Here is a 16,748-nt window from a genome sequence, read left to right as displayed (position 1 = left end):
TGTCCCGATGTGAGCGTCGAAGCTGAAGGTCAAGAGGTCCCGGGACGGCGTCGGCTGGCCCGGGCGGTGCTGACGGGCGTGGCCGCCGTGGGGGCCGGGCTGGTGGCCGGTTCCGCCCACGTGCCCATGGCCGCCCCGCCCGGGGGAGGAGCCGGATCGCGGCCCACCACACCGGAGTCGGCGCTCCGCGAACTGGTGTCGGGGAACGGACGCTGGCGGACCTACCACGAGCGCCACCCCGACCAGACGCGCACCGTGCGGCGCACGCTGGTCGCCGGCCAGCACCCGTTCGCCGTCGTCCTCGGCTGCGTCGACTCCCGCGTCCCGCCGGAACTGGTCTTCGACCAGGGGCTCGGCGACCTGCTGACCGTGCGCTCGGCGGGCGAGGTCCTGGACGAGGCGGTCCTCGGCAGCATCGCCTACGGGGTCCTGGAGCTGCGCATCCCGCTCGTCGTCATCCTGGGGCACCAGTCGTGCGGGGCCGTCGCCGCGGCCGTGCGGGCCGCCGAGGGCGGACCGCCGCTCCCGGGCCACATGCAGTACCTGGTCGACCAGATCCGCCCCGCCATCGACCGCGGGCTCCGGGGAGCCGCGCGGATCGACGCCGCGATCACCGCGAACGTACGGCTGGTGCGGGGGAGGCTGGCCGCGGAGCCCGAGATGGCCGCCAGGACCGCCGCCGGGGCGCTGGCCGTCGTGGGCGCCCGGTACGAACTCACCAGCCAGCGCGTGCGGCTGGTGCACTGAGCGCACGCAGGCGTACGAAACCCCGTTCGTCAACCCCGTGCGGGCGAGGCCGCACGTCCGGGTGGTTGTTTCCCGCCGGGGCGCCTTTCGGCGATCAAGGTTCCCGGGGGCCGGGAGAGTTGACTCATGATCACCGACTCCTCCCCGACGCCCGGCTCCGACCCCGAGCCCGACCCTGCCCCCCAGCCCGCGGCGGACACCGCACGACGCCCCTCCCGCCGCACGCTCATCGCCGGCGCCGCCGCGGTCGCGGGAGCCGGCGCCCTGACGGCCGCCACCGCGTCCGCCGGGACCCCGCAGGCGCCGGCCGGTTCCGCGCGCCCGGACTGGGAGACCTGCCTCACGATCGCCCGGGCCGTCCTCGTACGGGGCGACGACGACGAGCCCCTGGTGCCGCGTTACACGGACATCCTCCTCACGAACGGCCTGCCGCGCTCGCGCATGCCCCGCAGGAAGGTGCTCGTCGTAGGCGCCGGACCGGCCGGTCTGACCGCCGCCCACCTGTTGCGCGAGGCCGGCCACGAGGTCACCGTCATCGAGGCCAACGGCAACCGCGTCGGCGGCCGGATCAAGACCTTCCGCACCGGCGGACACGAGAAGTCCCCCGCCGCCTTCGCCGACCCCAAGCAGTACGCCGAAGCCGGCGCCATGCGGATCCCCGACAGCCACCCGCTGGTGACCGGACTGATCGACAGCCTCGGCCTCAAGCGCCGGCGCTTCCACCTGGTCGACGTCGACGGCTCCGGCCGCCCCGCCCACCGCACCTGGATCTTCGTCAACGGCGTCCGCGTCCGCCGCGCCGACTACGCGCGCAGCCCGCAGACCCTCAACCGCTCCTTCGGGGTGCCTGCGGCCTACGAGTCGATCCCCGCCGCACAGATCGTCCGCAACGCCTTCGCCCCCGTACGCAAGGAGATCGAGGGCAAGAAGGACAAGGCGCTCGTCGAAGGCTGGGCCCGCATCATCCAGCGCTACGGCCACATGTCGATGTACCGGTACCTGACGGAGGAGGCGAAGCTCGACGAGCGCACCATCGACCTCATCGGCACCGTCGAGAACCTCACCTCCCGCCTCCACCTCGCCTTCGTGCACAGCTTCATCGGGGCCTCCCTCATCAGCCCCGACACCGCCTTCTTCGAACTGCCCGGCGGCACCGCCACCCTGGCCGACGCCCTCTACGCCCGGGTCGAGGACATCGTGCGGCTCGACCGGCGCGCCACCCGGATCACCCACGGGGAGGGCAGGGTCACCGTCGACACCGTCTCCGAGGGCCGCGGCGGCCGCCCCGTGCAGCGCGAGACCTTCACCGGCGAGACCGCCATCATCACCGTCCCCTTCTCCGGCCTGCGACACATCCCCGTCACCCCCGCCCTCTCCTACGGCAAGCGGCGCGCGATCACCGAGCTGCACTACGACGCGGCCACCAAGGTGCTGCTGGAGTTCAGCCGCCGCTGGTGGGAGTTCGACGAGGCCGACTGGAAGCGCGAACTGGAAGCCGTGCAGCCGGGTCTGTACCGCAAGTACCAGCTCGGGCAGACCCCCGAGGACGGCACGCTGCTGGGTGCCCACTCCTCCGTGGCGCGCAGCGGCATCTCCGGTGCCCAGCGGGCCCACTACGCGGCCTGCCGCAGCCTCACCCGCGACCAGCCCGAGGCCGCCGGGGTCATCGGCGGCGGCTCGGCCACCGACAACCCCAACCGCTTCATGTTCCAGCCGTCCTACCCCGTCGAGGGCAGCCGGGGCGGGGTCGTGCTCGCTTCCTACAGCTGGTCGGACGACGCCCTGAAGTGGGACTCCCTGGACGACGACGAGCGCTACCCCCGCGCCCTGGCCGGCGTCCAGGAGGTGTTCGGGCAGCGGATCGAGGTGTTCTACACCGGCGTCGGACGGACCCAGTCCTGGATGCGCGACCCGTACGCCTACGGCGAGGCCTCCGTACTGCTGCCCGGCCAGCACACCGAGCTCTTCCCGCACGTACGCAGGCCGGAGGGGAACCTGCACTTCGCGGGCTGCCACACCTCCATCAAGCCGGCGTGGATCGAAGGAGCCCTGGAATCCGCGGTGCGCACCGCCCTGGAGGTCCACACCTCGGCGTGAGACCGGCGGCCGGCGGCCGGTGGCCACCGGCTCAGCTCTCGGCGAGCACGACCACCCAGTCGTGCTCGCCGAAGCGCACCCGCTGCCGCTTGTCGGGATTGAGCCGCACACCGTACGAGGGAGCCGTGGCGGACTGCGCGCGCAGCCGGTAGCCGACCGCGCACTCGCGGCGGCGGCGCGCCGACTCGACCACTGTCGCGAACGCCACCTCACGGTCGGTGCGGACGTAGTCCGCCACCGGCCTCAGATAGAACTCGCTGCCCTCCGCCTTGAACAACTCCTCGAACACGTCGGCGAGATGCGCGCTCTCCGAGATCTGCGTCATCAGGAGGCTGATCAGCCGGCCGCTGACGATGAAGTCGGCGCCGGCCCGGGCAGGAGCCAGCAGGCGGTTGCCGTCGTCGGACATCTCGGTGGTGAGCGGGAGTTCGCAGCCCGCGGCCTCCCCGATCGCCCGCAGGTGCAGCAGCGTCACCAGGGTCCGGTCGTCCGTGGCGCTTGCGGGCTCCGGGGCGAAGGCGGGCGTTGCCGCGCCGGGCGCCGCGGCCGCGGTCGGGACCGCGGGCACGGCCACGGCGGCGCTCTCGCGGTCCGCCTCGCCGATCACGATCACGCTGTCGTAGGACGGCACGTCCAGTTTGGCCAGGACGTCAGGGTCGGTGATGTCCCCGCTGTGGAAGGCCACTTCGAGACGGACGCGCGCGGCGGCGACCTCGGCTGCGGCCCGCAGCGTCGCCCCGTCGCCAAGGGCCACGACGTCCAGGGTGGTGCCGGGGCTCACGAACTCGTCGAGCTGCTCGACGACGAGCGGTGCGCGACGGTTCCAGCCGAGAAGGAGCAGTCGTTCGGCGAAACGGCACCGGGGGCGGGCGGTGACGATCGCGTCCTCTTCGACCCAGGGGCCCGCCGGCTCCGGCACGGCCGTGTCGTCGTCCTCGGAGACCAGGATGATCCGGTCGTCCGCGGCGATATGCGTGCCCTGATCCGGATTGAGCACGACACGGCCGTCGGCGTGCAGAAGTCCGACCACCGAGGACGTGGTGAACGCCAGGAGGGCCTCGCCGAAGGTGCGTCCGGCGAGAGCCTGCGCGGCGGCGGTGTAGAACTCGTCGCCGTCGAAGTCCAGCAGGTCCTGGTAGACGAGGGAGAGCCCGGGCTGGCGGGCGGTCTGGACGAGGAGCCGGGCGATGATCTCGTCGGCGCACAGCACGTGCCCGCCGGGCCCGGCCGCCAGCCTGGCGGTGAGGTGGTTGCGGGAGTCGCGGACCGCGGCGACCACCACCGTGTCGCGCGGGCGCGGGAGCGCGGCGTCGAGGGCGAGCAGGGTCTTCACCACGTGGGCGTCGCCCGAGTCCCCGTCGGGAGGCAGCACGAGGACCGCCTTGGACGTCTGCGGGCTGACCCGGGCCAGCGCCGTCGGATCGGTGGTGGGGCCGCTGCGGCAGATGATCCGGGTGCCGCCCGTGCCGCCCGTGCCGCCCGTGCGGCGTCCCGTGCCGCCGAGGCCCGTGGCGACCTCGTCCTCCATGTCCACCTTGTCCTTCGGGGCGAGGACGGCGATGGCGGACCGGCGCTGGTTGGCGTTGGCCGCGACGAGCTCCGAGACCACCGGGAAGATCTGGTCGGACCAGCCCAGGACGACGGTGTGCCCTGCCTCCAGCACCGTGGAGTGCCCGCGGCGCAGCGACAGGATGCGCCCGTTGATGCCGGTGGTGATCAGACCGACCAGCGTCGACACGAACAGCAGGGCCACCAGGGCCAGCGTCACCGAGGCGAGCACGTAGAGCGGCGAGCCGACCGCGCCCCCGAGCTTGAGGGTCTGCCCAACGCTGACCCATACGGCCGTGAGCCGCCCCGGGACGGTGGGCGGCGCCGCCCGGTCGGCCCAGACGAGCACCGCGCTCGCCGGGACCACTACGGCCAGGCAGGCCAGCGCCAGCCACCCGATGAGCGGGGTGGTTCCCCCCGCCACCAGGTTGTCGAACCGGTACCGCAGGCGCAGCCGCAGGGACGTCGTGTGCTGCTGTGCCATGGGTGCTCCCTCGTCTTCCGAGCTGCTAACCGGTGGGAGCCCGCCCGGTTACGGCTCGAACCGGCCTATGCGGGCCCGCCCTCGGGGCCGGGAAGTCCGAGCAGGTCGAGCAGGGTACGGCGGAGCGCGGCATCGGTGGCCGGGGCGGCGCGCCCGGCGATGCCCGAACGGAACAGGCTCGCGCCCTCCATGAGCATCACGAAGACCTCGGCGCGGGAGTGCGCCGCGACCGGGTCCAGGCCGGGGGAGCGGTCGCGGACGAAGCGGGACACATGCCCGGCGTACGCGGCGTAGAAGGCGCGGACGGCCCCGGCCGCGGCCTCGTCGTGCGCGGCCATGGCCCACACCTCGGTGAACAGCCGTACCAGGGACGGGTCGTCGTGGTCACCGAGGAGGGTGTCCAGGACGGCCGCCGGGTCGCCCGCCGCGTCGCCGGCCCCCGCGAGGGCGGCGACGCGTGCCAGCGAGGACGCGAGGACGCGGTCGAGCAGGGCGGTCAGAAGATCGGAACGGGCCGGGAAGTAGTACTGGAGGTGGCCCAGCCGCACGCCCGCCGCGTCGGCGACCGCCCGCATCGTCAGTTCGGCGCCGCCCGCCGAGCCGAGGACGTGCTCCGCCGCGTCCAGCAGGGCCGCACGCCGCTGGTGCCCCTTCGGGGTCGGCGCCGGCGGGTGGACGGGACCCTCGGTGCTCTCGGGGCTGACGGGCTTCTCGGGGTTCATGCCGCGGCCCCCGCCCCAGCCCCCGCCCCAGCCCCCGCCCCAGCCCCCGCCCGGTCGAGCTCGACGCGTACGCCGTGGTCCGCGAGCCGGGCGGCCGCTGCGACCGGGTCGGGGTGCTGCTCGGGGAAGACCACTCCCCGCGGCGGTGGCGCCCCGTCGGTGCCCAGCACGCGCTGCAGGCCCAGGAACGCCCCGACGGCGGTCAGATGGCCCTGGCCGCGCGCGTCGGTGACGGTCGCGGTGCGGCTGCGCCCGCCGTGTGACACGTCGACGCGCAGCTGCGCCGTACCGCCGTCCCCGGGCGAGTGGAGCAGAGCGCGGCGCGCGGGCGCCCAGCGCTCCCCGCCGGCCCAGTGGAAGAAGCCGGTGCCCCGCAGGGCGAGGAGCGCGCGGGTGGCGGCCGGGGAGCTGAAGCCGATGCGGGTGGCCGCGGTGGAGGTGGCGAGGGTCAGCGGGAGGGTGAACTGCTCCGGGGTGTCGATGCGCGCGACCCGTACGGGAGTTCCGCCGATGATGACCGTACGGGCTTCCGTGAGCGGGTCGGCGAACCGGCGGCGCCCGCCGTCGACCACTTCGAAGCCCACACCGAGCCGGTCCATGAACTCCACCGAGTCCGCGCCGGACCGGTCGGCCATGTCCCAGCGGACGGCGATCTCCACCTGCTCGGCGCCGCCCAGACCGGCGGCGAGCGACGCGGCGACGAGGCTGCTCACCCCGCCCATCCAGGCCGAGGACAGCAGGACGGGTGCGGCCGGTCCCAGCAGGGTCGCCACGGTGACCGCCCGCTGCATCCGGGCCGTCCAGCGGGTGATGTCGACGTACGGGACGCCGCCTTCGACAGCGGCGCGCAGGACGCGGTCCTCCGGGTCGTTGACCGCGTTGACCACGGCCCTCACGTCAGCGCGGAAGGGCGCGGCGGAGCCGAGGTCCCACGCGCGCACGTCGGCACCCGTCTCGTCGGCCAGGGCCCGCCCGCGCTCGGGCGAGCGGCCGGTGAGCAGGATCGGGGAGCCGGGGGCGACCATACGGGCGATCTCGGCGCCGACGGTTCCGTACCCCCCGGTGATCAGGACGGGGGCGGACGGGTCGTGCCGCAGGGCATCAGTCATGACGCAGATTCTAGGTCGATTGACCTAGAAATGTGAAACGGGCGTCCGCGGTCAGGGGCGCAGGGCGGCGACGACCTCGTCGGTGGTGCTCACCTTGCCGATGCGCGGGAAGATCTTGCCGAAGGTGTGCGCGTGGGAGTCGGCGTCGGTGTCGGCGGTGGCGTCCTCCGGGAAGACCAGGTCGTAGCTGAGCTCCCACGCCGTGCGGGCGGTGGACTCGACGCCGACGCTGGTGGAGATCCCGGCCAGGACGATGCGGTGGATGCCGCGGCGGCGGAGCTGGAGGTCCAGCTCGGTACCTGTGAAGGCGCCCCAGTGGCGCTTGGTGACGACCACGTCCCCGAGGGCGGCGAGTTCGGCGGGGATCTCGGAGAACGCGGCGGGCGGGGCGGCGGCCGGACCCGGGCGGTCCACGTTGGCGGTGGGAAGGTCCCCGCCGTCCGGCGACCAGGCCACCTTGACCAGGACCACGGGCAGCCGGCGGGCGCGGAACGCCGCGGCGAGCGCGACGCCCCGCTCCAGGAGCTCGGCGGCGGGCCTGGTCGTGGGCAGGGCCAGGATGCCCGTCTGCAGGTCGATGAGGACCAGGGCGGTGTCCTCGCCGAGGGCGAGGCCGTTCGGGTCGGCGGGCATGCGCGCTCCTTCGAATCCGGGTGCGGCCGGTTCGCCGCGGGCGCTCGGCCCGAGGGGAAAGCCTGTCAGAAGCGGCCGCGCCGCCCCGCCGATCGCCACGGCATGTCGCGCGACGGGAGAACCGCCTAGAATGCGAACATGAGTACGAATGCGGGGGAGGTGCGCCCCCTCCTGTCGACGGCGCTGACCGGGGCGGAACTGCTGCGCTGGTATTGGACCCTCGCCGAACTGACCGGACTGGCCCGGCAGATGGGCGTGACCGCCCGGGGCGGGAAGGCCGCCGTCACTGCCCGGCTCGCCGCCGCGCTCGACGGCCTGCCCGAGCCCGCGGCCACGGGACCCGCCGCGCCCCGCCGTGCGGGGCGGCAACTCGCCGCCCCCGTCGACGGGACGACGGTGATCCCGCAGGGGCAGCGCTGCAGCCAGGTGCTGCGCGAGTACTTCGTTCGGGAGATCGGACCCGGCTTCCACTTCGACGCCTTCATGCGGGACTACGTCGCCGGGCACGCGGGGCACACCCTCGCCGAGGCCGTCGGGCACTGGCACGCGACCCGGGAGCGGGCGGCCGGACCCCAGGAGGTCGGCGCCCAGTTCGAGTTCAACCGCTTCCTGCGCGACTGGCACGCCCGCCACCCCGACGGCGCCCGCGCGGACGCCCTGGCGGCCTGGCAGGCCCACCGGGCCCGCCCCCGCGACTGACCTCGGGCGGCCGGCAGCCCCGGCCGCGGTCACGGAGATACTGATCGGCGTGAAGAGCGAACCCGAGGCCGAGACCAAGGCCCCCTCCGACGACACCGTCCTGATCCACGTCGAGGGGCGGACCGGTGTGGTCACCCTCAACCGCCCCAGAGCCCTCAACGCCCTCACCCACCCCATGGTGCTGCGGATCGCCGAGGCCCTCGACGCCTGGGCGGACGACCCCGCCGTGGGGCAGGTCCTGATCCGCGGGGCCGGCGAGCGCGGGCTGTGCGCGGGCGGCGACATCCGGGCCATCCACGACGACGCCAAGGCCGGGAACACCGCCTCCGCCGGCTTCTGGCGCGACGAGTACCGGCTCAACGCCCGCATCGCCCGCTACCCCAAGCCGTACGTCGCCCTCATGGACGGCATCGTCATGGGCGGCGGCGTCGGCGTCTCCTCCCACGGCAGCGTCCGGGTCGTCACCGAACGCTCCCGCGTGGCCATGCCTGAGACCGGCATCGGCTTCGTCCCGGACGTCGGCGGGACCTGGCTGCTGGGCCGCGCCCCCGGCCGCCTCGGCACCCATCTCGCCCTCACCGGCACCGCCGTGGGCGCAGCGGACGCGCTGCTCTGCGGGTTGGCGGACCACTTCGTACCCGCCGCACGCCTCCCGGAGCTCACCGCCGCGCTCGCCACGGCACCCGCCGACGAGGTCCTGCCGCGCTACGCCGCCACGCCCGAGCCCGGGGTGCTCGCCGGCGCGCGGTCCTGGATCGACCGGTGCTACGCGGCCGACACGGTCGAGGAGATCCTGGACAGGCTGCTCGCCCAGGACGGCCCGGGCGGCCCGGCGGCGAAGGAGGCCGCCGAGACGATCCTGGCCAAGTCCCCGACCGCGCTGAAGGTCACCCTCGCCGCGGTGCGCCGGGCCGCGGTCCTCGGTACGCCGGAGGAGGCGCTGGCCCAGGAGTACCGGGTCTCCTGCAACGCGCTGACCTCGCCCGACCTGGTGGAGGGCATCCGGGCGCAGGTCGTGGACAAGGACCGCAACCCGCGCTGGTCCCCGCCGACCCTGGCCGATGTCGGCGATGCCGACGTCGAGCGGTTCTTCGCCCCGCTGGGCGAGGACCGCGAGCTGCGCCTGCCGTAGCCCTCCGGGGGTGCGGGGGTGAGGGGCTCGGATCGAGGGGGCCGGTCCCGCGCAGCGCGCACGTGCCACGGCCCCCCGGCACGGGCCTCGCGGCGGGCAGTCAAGGCCCGGCCGGGGGCGACCGGCGGCCGGACGCAGGCAGGTGGCATGTCGTCGTTGCCGGTTCCGCCTCGCGACCAGGGTTCGGGCCGAGCCGGACCTGCCCGCCTGCCCGAGTACCGCCAGGCGTGCGGGCGGCTGCGGGACCGTCGCACGCAGGCCGTGGCCGCCGCGCGCGACGGCCACCGCCCCGCACCGGCCTACGCGTCCGCGCCGACGTACTCCCGCAGGTGGCGGGCGGTCAGCGTGTCGCCCTCGGCCACCAGCGAGGCCGGAGTGCCCTCGAAGACGACCTGGCCGCCGGAGTGCCCGCCGCCGGGGCCGATGTCGATCAGCCAGTCGGCGTGCGCCATCACGGCCTGGTGGTGCTCGATGACGATCACCGAGTTGCCGTCGTCGACCAGCCGGTCCAGCAGGGCCAGCAGTTTGTCGACATCGGCCATGTGCAGTCCGGTCGTCGGCTCGTCCAGGATGTACGTCGAGGACTTCTCCGCCATGCTGATCGCGAGCTTCAGCCGCTGCCGCTCGCCCCCCGACAGGGTGTTGAGCGGCTGGCCGAGCCGCACGTAGGAGAGGCCCACGTCGGACAGGCGGCCCAGGACGGCCCGCGCCTGCCCGGTGGAGAAGAACTCGTGCGCCTCCGAGACCGGCATGTTCAGCACCTCGCTGATGTTCTTGCCGCGCAGCCGGTACGTGAGCACCTCGGGCGTGAACCGCTTGCCCTCGCACTCCTCGCACACCGTGGCCACCCCGGCCATCATCGCCAGGTCCGTGTAGACGAGCCCCAGGCCGTTGCACTTCGGGCAGGCGCCCTCCGAATTCGCGCTGAACAGCGCCGCCTTCACGCCGTTGGCCTTGGCGAAGGCCGTCCGGATCGGCCCCAGCAGCCCGGTGTAGGTGGCCGGGTTGGACCGGCGCGAACCGCGGATCGGCGACTGGTCGGCCACCACCACCCCCTCGCGCCCGGAAAGGTAGCCGTGGATCAGCGAGCTCTTCCCGGATCCCGCGACACCGGTCACCACCGTGAGCACGCCGAGCGGCACGTCCACGCTGACGTCCTTCAGGTTGTGCAGGTCGGCGCCCTTCACCGACAGGTGGCCGCGCGGGGTGCGCACGGACTCCCGCAGCCCCGCCCGGTGCCCGAGGTGGCGGCCGGTGAGGGTGCCGGAGGTGCGCAGCCCGGCCACGTCCCCGCTGTAGCAGAGCTGTCCGCCGGCCGTGCCGGCGCCCGGGCCGAGGTCGACGACGTGGTCGGCGATCGCGATGACCTCGGGCTTGTGCTCCACGACCAGCACGGTGTTGCCCTTGTCGCGCAGCCGCAGCAGCAGGTCGTTCATGCGCTGGATGTCGTGCGGGTGCAGGCCGGTGGTGGGCTCGTCGAAGACGTACGTGACGTCCGTGAGGGAGGAGCCCAGGTGCCGGACCATCTTCACGCGCTGGGCCTCGCCGCCGGAGAGCGTGCCAGAGGGGCGGTCCAGGCTGAGGTAGCCCAGGCCGATCTCGACGAGGGAGTCGAGCAGGCCCCGCAGGTTGGCCAGCATCGGGGCCACGGCGGGATCGTCGATCCGGCGCACGAAGGCGGCCAGCTCGCTGATCTGCATCGACGCGCACTCGGCGATGTTCACGCCCTGGATGAGCGAGGACAGTGCGGCCGCCGAGAGGCGGGTGCCCCCGCAGTCCGGGCAGGCCGTGAAGATCACCGCGCGGTCCACGAAGGCGCGGATGTGGGGCTGCATGGACTCGCGGTCCTTGGCCAGGTAGAGGCGGGTGATCTTGGTGATCAGGCCCTCGTAGGTGAAGCCGTTGGAACCGGCTTTCACCTTCACCGCGCTCTTGTGCAGGAAGTCGGCCCACTCCTGCTCGGTGAAGTCCTTCAGCTTGGTGTCGGGGGAGTAGAAGCCGGAGTTGGCCATGTTCTGCCAGTACCAGGACTCCACGGCGAAGCCGGGGACGGTGATCGCGCCCTCGTTGAGCGTGAGTTCGCGGTCGACCAGCTGGTCCACGTCGATGTCGTTGATCTCGCCGACGCCCTCGCAGCGCGGGCACATGCCGTCGGGGTTGTTGAAGCTGAACGCGCTGGACGTGCCGATGTGGGGCGTGCCGACGCGGGAGTAGATGATCCGCAGCATGGTGTAGGCGTCGGTGGCGGTGCCCACGGTGGAGCGGGAGCCCGCGCCCATCCGCTCCTGGTCGACCACGATGGCGGCGCTCAGATTGTGCAGTCCGTCCACGTCCGGCCGGCCGAGGCTCGGCATGAAGGACTGGAGGAACGCGGTGTACGTCTCGTTGATCATCCGCTGCGACTCGGCGGCGATGGTGCCGAACACGAGGGAGGACTTACCGGAGCCGGAGACACCGGTGAAGACCGTCAGGCGGCGCTTGGGGATGTCCAGAGAGATGTCGGCGAGGTTGTTCTCCCGGGCTCCCCGGACCTGGATGACCTGGTGGTTGTCGGCGGCGATGTGCACGGAACTCCTCGAGGTGCGGCGTCTCGGCTTACTCTCTGCGCTTTACTCTATACGTTGTACTCTATACGGTGTAGTCAATTAATGGCGAAGGTTCGGAGGCCGGGACATGGAGAAGGACCGGAGCGGGGCGGGAGACCCCGTCCGCACGCTGGAGCTGCTGTGGCGCGAGCCCGGACAGCCGGCGCAGCCCGGCCGGCGCGGCCCGCGCCAGGGCCTCAGCGTGGACGCCGTCGTCCGCGCCGCGACCCTGCTCGCCGACGAGGAGGGACTGCCCGCACTGACGATGCGGGCGCTGGCGCAGCGGCTCGGCGTGACGCCGATGACCGTCTACACCTACGTACCCGGCAAGGCCGAGCTGCTCGACCTGATGCTCGACGACGCGTACCTGCACATGGAGCGCCGGCCGGCGGACCCGAAGGAGCCCTGGCAGGTCCACGTGACCCGGGTGGCCGAGGACAACCGGGACCTGATGGTCCGCCACCCCTGGATCGCCGACCTGGCCGTCACCCGCCCGCCGCTGGGCCCCGGGGTGATCGGGAAGTACGAGTACGAGCTGGCGGCCTTCGAGGGGATCGGGCTCACCGACACCGAGATGGACGCGGCCCTGACGCACCTGCTGGGCTTCGTGCACGCCAACGCGCTGGCCGCCGCCGACGACGCCGACCACAACAGCCGCCAGAGCCAGGAGGACTGGTGGGCCGTCAGCGCCCCGCTGCTGGAGCGCGCCCTGGACCCCGACCGCTACCCGCTCGCCGGCCGCGTCGGCACCGCGGTCGCCGGCTACCACCCCGGGACGATCTGGACCTTCGGCCTCCAGTGCGTCCTGGACGGCCTGTCCCACCGCCTGGCCGACCGTCCGGCCTCCCGCGCCACCCCGTAGCCCGTTGCCGGATGCCGTGCTCAGGGCTGCCAGCGGGGGGCATCGTCGTCCGGTGTGTCCGGGCTCGAGAAGTGGAAGGGGACGCAGAGGTGGGCCGCGAGGTCCCCGCCGGCCCTCTCGGCCGCCACAGCCACGGGATGGCGGCCATCGAGCTTCGCGCCTTCTCCGAGGTGGCGTTCGGCCAGGGACCGGTGGATGAAGGCCAGTGCGTACTCCTCTGCCGGTTCGGCTGTGATGGCCAGCAGCCGCACGAACCAGTCGTGGACGGTGTCGCCGTCCCAGACCGCCTCGATCGCCACGACGCTGCCGAGGATCCCTCCGACGCGCCGAACCAACGACTCATGGTCCAGGGGAGTGTCGGGCTCTCGGGCGATCCGGTCACCGTGGTGCGCGTACCGGTCGCCGACGATGAGCTGCGCGGTGGCGGCCCCGATTCCGTCGGGGGCCAATCCGATCTCGGTGACGACACGGATCGCCGCCATCAGCGAGTCCTGGAGGACGTACCCGTCAATCTGGTTGCGGATCCCGGCGGGCAGCCCCTCCCACCATTGCGTTCGAGCCTGCTTGTTCATCACGTCCGGTTGCCCCCGCGTCCCGTACGGACCGCGCGACGCGGGTCCCCGCCCCACCCTACGTGGACGGAATCACGCGCCGTCCGGGATCCGGAAGAGACGGCCTAGCGGTAGCCGGTGGTGTTCGCCGGGCGGCCGGGGTCCTGGACTTCGACCAGGTAGCGCCAGGCGTCCGGGCGGCTGCCGTCCAGGTCCGTGAAGCCGTAGACCTGGGCCAGGCGGCCGCTGGAGAGGGACTGGCCGTTCCAGCGGGAGACTTCCGGGTCCGCGGCGAGCGCCGCGACCGCGCGGCCCACGTACGCGGGGGTCTCGGAGATCGCGAAGTGCGGGGACTTGGCCAGCGCGTCCCGCCAGGTCTCCTCGGTCACGCCGTAGGCGTCGAGCATCATCTCCGAGCGCAGCCAGCCCGGCGTCAGCGCCACCGCCGTCGCCCCGCGCCGGCCCAGCTCGTGCCCGAGCGCGAACGCCATCCGCAGCACCGAGGACTTGGCGATGTCGTAGAAGAAGGAGACCCGGTAGTGGGTCGCGTTGTAATCGGTGGTGCCGTCCGTCATCTCCACCACCAGGCCGCCGGGCTCGCGCAGCAGCAACGGCACCGCGAAGTGGCTGGTGATGGCATGCGTCTCCACCGCCAGCCGCAAGAGCCGCAGCCCCTTGTCCAGGTCGTGCTCCCAGACCGTGCTGTCCCACTCGAAGAGCAGCTCCCCGCCCCAGATGTCGTTGACCAGCACGTCGAGGCGGCCCTGTTCGGCGTCGATCCGCCGCACCAGCGCCTCCACCTCGCCCGGCACCAGATGGTCGGCGACCACCGCGATCCCCCGGCCGCCCGCCGCGGTGACCAGCTCCGCGGTCTCCTCGATCGTCTCGGGCCGGTCGTACTCCGAACGGCGGCCCCGGGTGCTGCGCCCCGACACGTACACGGTCGCGCCCCGCGCCCCCAACTGGACCGCGATGCCCCGGCCCGCGCCCCGCGTCGCTCCCGCGACGAGGGCCACCCTGCCTTCGAGACCTTCGGCACCTTCGAGAGTCATGGCACGACCCTACGACGGGCCGCCCGCCCGGAGCCCGCCCAACACGGAGACCGCCGAAAGGGACAGCAGCAGCCCGCCCGCCGCTCCGGCCAGCGCCGCGCCCGGCCCCCACACCGTCCAGGCCGCCCCGAACAGCACGGACCCGCCGAACCGGGCCAGCGCCTGCGCCGTCTGCAGCACCGCCAGCCCCGTCGTACGCAGCCCGGCCGGGAGCAGCGGCCCGGCGGCGGCCATCAGGACTCCGTCGGTGGCCGCGTAGAACAGGCCGAGCAGCGCCGGCACGCCGACGGCCACCGCCGCCCCGGCCGGCAGCGGGGCCAGGAGCAGCAGGCAGGCGCCGAGCAGGGCTGCGTGCCCGCCGAGGAAGACCCGGCCGCGCCCCACCCGGTCGGCGAGCCGGCCCACGGGCACCGCGGCCAGCAGGAAGACGGCCGCCGTACCGACGGGCAGCAGCGGGAAGTACGCGGCCGACAGGTCCAGGCGGCGCTGGAGCAGCAGGTAGAGGAAGGCATCGCCGACGGTGAACAGGCCCAGCACGGCGGCCGTCAGGCACAGCCGCCGCAGGCCCGTGATCCGCAGGAGGGAGCGTACGGGCGGTTGCGCGCTGGCGCGGGGAGCCGCGGGAGCCGGGGCCTCCCGTACGAAGAGCGCCAGCATCACGACGCCCAGGACGGCGACGCAAGCGCTCACGGTGAAGACCGCCGCGTACCCGTCCACCGCCACCCACAGCACCCCGAAGGCGGCCAGCGGCCCCAGCAGCGCGCCCGTCGTGTCGAGCGCCCGGTGCACCCCGAAGGCGCGGCCCTGCATCCCGGGCGGTACCGACAGCGAGATCAGCGCGTCGCGCGGGGCGGTGCGCAGCCCCTTCCCGGTCCGGTCCGCGGCGAGCACCGCCGCCACCGACCAGGGGGTGGTGACGGCGAGCAGTGCCGCCTTGCACGCCGCGGACAGCGCGTACCCGGTGCCGGCGACGAGCTTGTGGCGGCGGGTCCGGTCGCAGATCCGGCCGCCGGCGAGGCGCAGCAGCGCGGTGGCGCCCTGGTGGAGACCGTCCAGGGCGCCGAACGCGAGCGGGGACATGCCGAGTCCGGCCATCAGGTACAGCGGCAGGACGGCGGTGACCATCTCCGCGGAGACGTCCGTGACCAGGCTGACCAGTCCGAGCGCGAACACCGTGCCGGGCACGGCCCGTAGGGGGCCCTTCGGGACCGGGGTGTCCGCGGAGGCGTCCGCTGCCCGGCCGGTCGACAGGTACACGGATGCCTCCGGGGCGGGGTCAGAACCAGTTGACGGTGAGCGGGAAGGCGGCCGTGACGGTCGTGCCCGTGGTGTCGGTCGCGGTCGCGGTGACCTGGATCGTGCCGACGGACCACGGCCTGCCGCCGATCCGGCCGGTGGCGGCGTCGACGGTCAGACCCCAGGGCAGGCCGGTGGCCGCGTAACGGACCGGCGGACTGCCGCCGGTGGCGCTGAGCAGGACGGTGCAGGACTGGTTGAACTTGCAGGTCTGCGGGCCCGGGTCGGCCAGTTTCAGACCGCCCGGGGTCGGGGTCGGGGTGGGGGTCGGCGTCGGTGTGGGCTGCGTCGAGGTGTCGAACACCTCGCTGATCGGCTGGACGTTGGCCGCGTTGCCCGCGTGCGTCGCCGTGCCGAAGAGGTCCTCGAAGGTCCGCAGCAGGTGGTGGTGGTTGAAGGCCGTGGCGTACTTGCCCGTCTTGACCTTCGCGCCGTGGAAGACGGTGGCGATCTGGTTCGAGCCCAGGTAGTTGTCCTCGTCCCAGGTGAGCACCAGCAGGCTGTTGTTGGCCTTCGCCCACTGCGCGTAGGCGTCGATGTTGTTCCTCGTCCAGGTGTCACCGGTGCCGACGGAGCACGAGTGCATGTCGTTGCACTGGTTGGGGACCACGAAGGACAGGTCGGGCAGCGCCGCGAAGTCGTTCTGCGGGAACTGCGTCCACGTCTTCCCGGTGTTCAGCGGCACGTTCTTGAAGGCGAACCACGGATTGTGCTTCTGCGCGTACTGGCCGTTCGTGCAGACCGTGGAACCCTCGCCCGGCAGGTCCTCGTTGTACGTCGCGAAGGTCTTGCCGGCCGCGATCAGCTCCTGGCCGAGGTTGGGCGCCGTCATCGACTGCGGCGTGTAGCAGCCGTCCCCGGTGATGCCCTGCGTGGATCCGGAGAAGAGGTTGAAGTAGTTCGGCTGGCTGGGGTGGGTGAGCGCCTTCATGCCGGTCAGGCTCGCGCCGCCGTTCGCCAGCTGGTTGATGTACGGGGCGTTCGCGCTCCCGATGATCTCCCCGTACTGCTTGTTCTCGTACACGACCACCACGACGTGGTCGTAGGCGGGCAGGGCCGCCGCCGCGGCGGCGTGAGCGGACGCACCGGGCTCGGCCGCCTGTGAGTTGGCGACCGTGAGGGCGCCGAGCAGGCCGAGCGTGCCGATCCCGGCGACGACCGCGGACCACAGGTCGCGGCGTCTCGTGCGCGCCGTCGGTGCAGGTGGGGGTGGGGGCGTGGGCATGGGCGG

General features: G+C 73.3%; 14 protein-coding genes. 5 read left to right on the top strand and 9 right to left on the bottom strand.

The window, feature by feature from the left end:
• Positions 1 to 9 precede the first annotated feature (9 nt).
• Positions 10 to 747 (top strand): carbonic anhydrase, encoded by a 738-nt coding sequence (locus tag E6U81_RS21100; RefSeq protein ID WP_240803937.1) that lies wholly within the window; start codon positions 10 to 12, stop codon positions 745 to 747.
• Positions 748 to 873: 126 nt separating this feature from the next.
• Positions 874 to 2,844 carry an NAD(P)/FAD-dependent oxidoreductase gene (locus E6U81_RS21095; protein WP_136231652.1) on the top strand — a complete coding sequence of 657 codons (1,971 nt, stop codon included), beginning with the start codon at positions 874 to 876 and terminating at the stop codon, positions 2,842 to 2,844.
• A 31-nt stretch (positions 2,845 to 2,875) separates the two neighbouring features.
• Here E6U81_RS21095 and E6U81_RS21090 read toward each other — a convergent pair whose 3' ends face one another.
• The 4 genes from E6U81_RS21090 to E6U81_RS21075 all read right to left on the bottom strand — a co-directional run bounded on the left by E6U81_RS21090 (position 2,876) and on the right by E6U81_RS21075 (position 7,340).
• Complete coding sequence (locus E6U81_RS21090; RefSeq protein ID WP_136231651.1) at positions 2,876 to 4,876, bottom strand: NAD-binding lipoprotein; 2,001 nt, start codon at positions 4,874 to 4,876, stop codon at positions 2,876 to 2,878.
• 65 nt (positions 4,877 to 4,941) lie between these two features.
• Positions 4,942 to 5,598, bottom strand: a complete 657-nt coding sequence (locus tag E6U81_RS21085) for a TetR/AcrR family transcriptional regulator (RefSeq protein WP_136231650.1) — start codon at positions 5,596 to 5,598, stop codon at positions 4,942 to 4,944.
• Positions 5,595 to 6,707 carry a saccharopine dehydrogenase gene (locus E6U81_RS21080; protein WP_136231649.1) on the bottom strand — a complete coding sequence of 371 codons (1,113 nt, stop codon included), beginning with the start codon at positions 6,705 to 6,707 and terminating at the stop codon, positions 5,595 to 5,597. The genes E6U81_RS21085 and E6U81_RS21080 overlap by 4 nt, the downstream gene beginning before the upstream one ends.
• 51 nt (positions 6,708 to 6,758) lie before the next feature.
• The gene (locus tag E6U81_RS21075; protein WP_136231648.1) at positions 6,759 to 7,340 is read right to left on the bottom strand and encodes a hydrolase; all 582 of its coding nucleotides are present in this window, start codon (positions 7,338 to 7,340) and stop codon (positions 6,759 to 6,761) included.
• A 138-nt stretch (positions 7,341 to 7,478) separates the two neighbouring features.
• Between E6U81_RS21075 and E6U81_RS21070 the strand changes: the two genes are divergently transcribed.
• Entirely contained in the window at positions 7,479 to 8,039 is a 561-nt protein-coding gene (locus tag E6U81_RS21070) for a DUF6434 domain-containing protein (RefSeq protein ID WP_136231647.1), read from the top strand.
• 49 nt (positions 8,040 to 8,088) lie between these two features.
• Positions 8,089 to 9,171: an enoyl-CoA hydratase/isomerase family protein gene (locus tag E6U81_RS21065; protein WP_136231646.1), complete on the top strand. Its 1,083-nt coding sequence runs from the start codon at positions 8,089 to 8,091 to the stop codon at positions 9,169 to 9,171.
• Between the two features lie 299 nt (positions 9,172 to 9,470).
• Here the strand turns inward: E6U81_RS21065 and E6U81_RS21060 are convergent, their stop codons facing one another.
• Positions 9,471 to 11,738 (bottom strand): excinuclease ABC subunit UvrA, encoded by a 2,268-nt coding sequence (locus E6U81_RS21060; RefSeq protein ID WP_136231645.1) that lies wholly within the window; start codon positions 11,736 to 11,738, stop codon positions 9,471 to 9,473.
• Between the two features lie 106 nt (positions 11,739 to 11,844).
• On the opposite strand from E6U81_RS21060, the gene E6U81_RS21055 reads away from it, so the two are divergent.
• Positions 11,845 to 12,618 (top strand): TetR/AcrR family transcriptional regulator, encoded by a 774-nt coding sequence (locus E6U81_RS21055; protein WP_136231644.1) that lies wholly within the window; start codon positions 11,845 to 11,847, stop codon positions 12,616 to 12,618.
• Between the two features lie 20 nt (positions 12,619 to 12,638).
• Here the strand turns inward: E6U81_RS21055 and E6U81_RS21050 are convergent, their stop codons facing one another.
• The 4 genes from E6U81_RS21050 to E6U81_RS21035 all read right to left on the bottom strand — a co-directional run bounded on the left by E6U81_RS21050 (position 12,639) and on the right by E6U81_RS21035 (position 16,742).
• Positions 12,639 to 13,190 (bottom strand): hypothetical protein, encoded by a 552-nt coding sequence (locus E6U81_RS21050; protein ID WP_136231643.1) that lies wholly within the window; start codon positions 13,188 to 13,190, stop codon positions 12,639 to 12,641.
• Between the two features lie 104 nt (positions 13,191 to 13,294).
• A complete protein-coding gene (locus E6U81_RS21045; protein WP_136231642.1) occupies positions 13,295 to 14,221 on the bottom strand; it encodes an SDR family oxidoreductase in 927 nt (308 codons plus the stop codon).
• Between the two features lie 9 nt (positions 14,222 to 14,230).
• Positions 14,231 to 15,478, bottom strand: coding sequence for an MFS transporter (locus tag E6U81_RS21040; protein ID WP_136231641.1), 1,248 nt, complete (start codon positions 15,476 to 15,478; stop codon positions 14,231 to 14,233).
• A gap of 19 nt (positions 15,479 to 15,497) precedes the next feature.
• On the bottom strand, positions 15,498 to 16,742 hold the full coding sequence (locus tag E6U81_RS21035; protein ID WP_136231640.1) for an alkaline phosphatase family protein: 1,245 nt from the start codon (positions 16,740 to 16,742) through the stop codon (positions 15,498 to 15,500).
• Positions 16,743 to 16,748 lie beyond the last annotated feature (6 nt).

Origin of the sequence: Streptomyces sp. A0592, from assembly GCF_004795115.1 — a bacterium.
GTDB classification, from domain to species: domain Bacteria; phylum Actinomycetota; class Actinomycetes; order Streptomycetales; family Streptomycetaceae; genus Streptomyces; species Streptomyces erythrochromogenes.
Note: the sequence above shows the minus strand (reverse complement) of the source record. Positions and strands in the feature narration are given on the sequence as shown.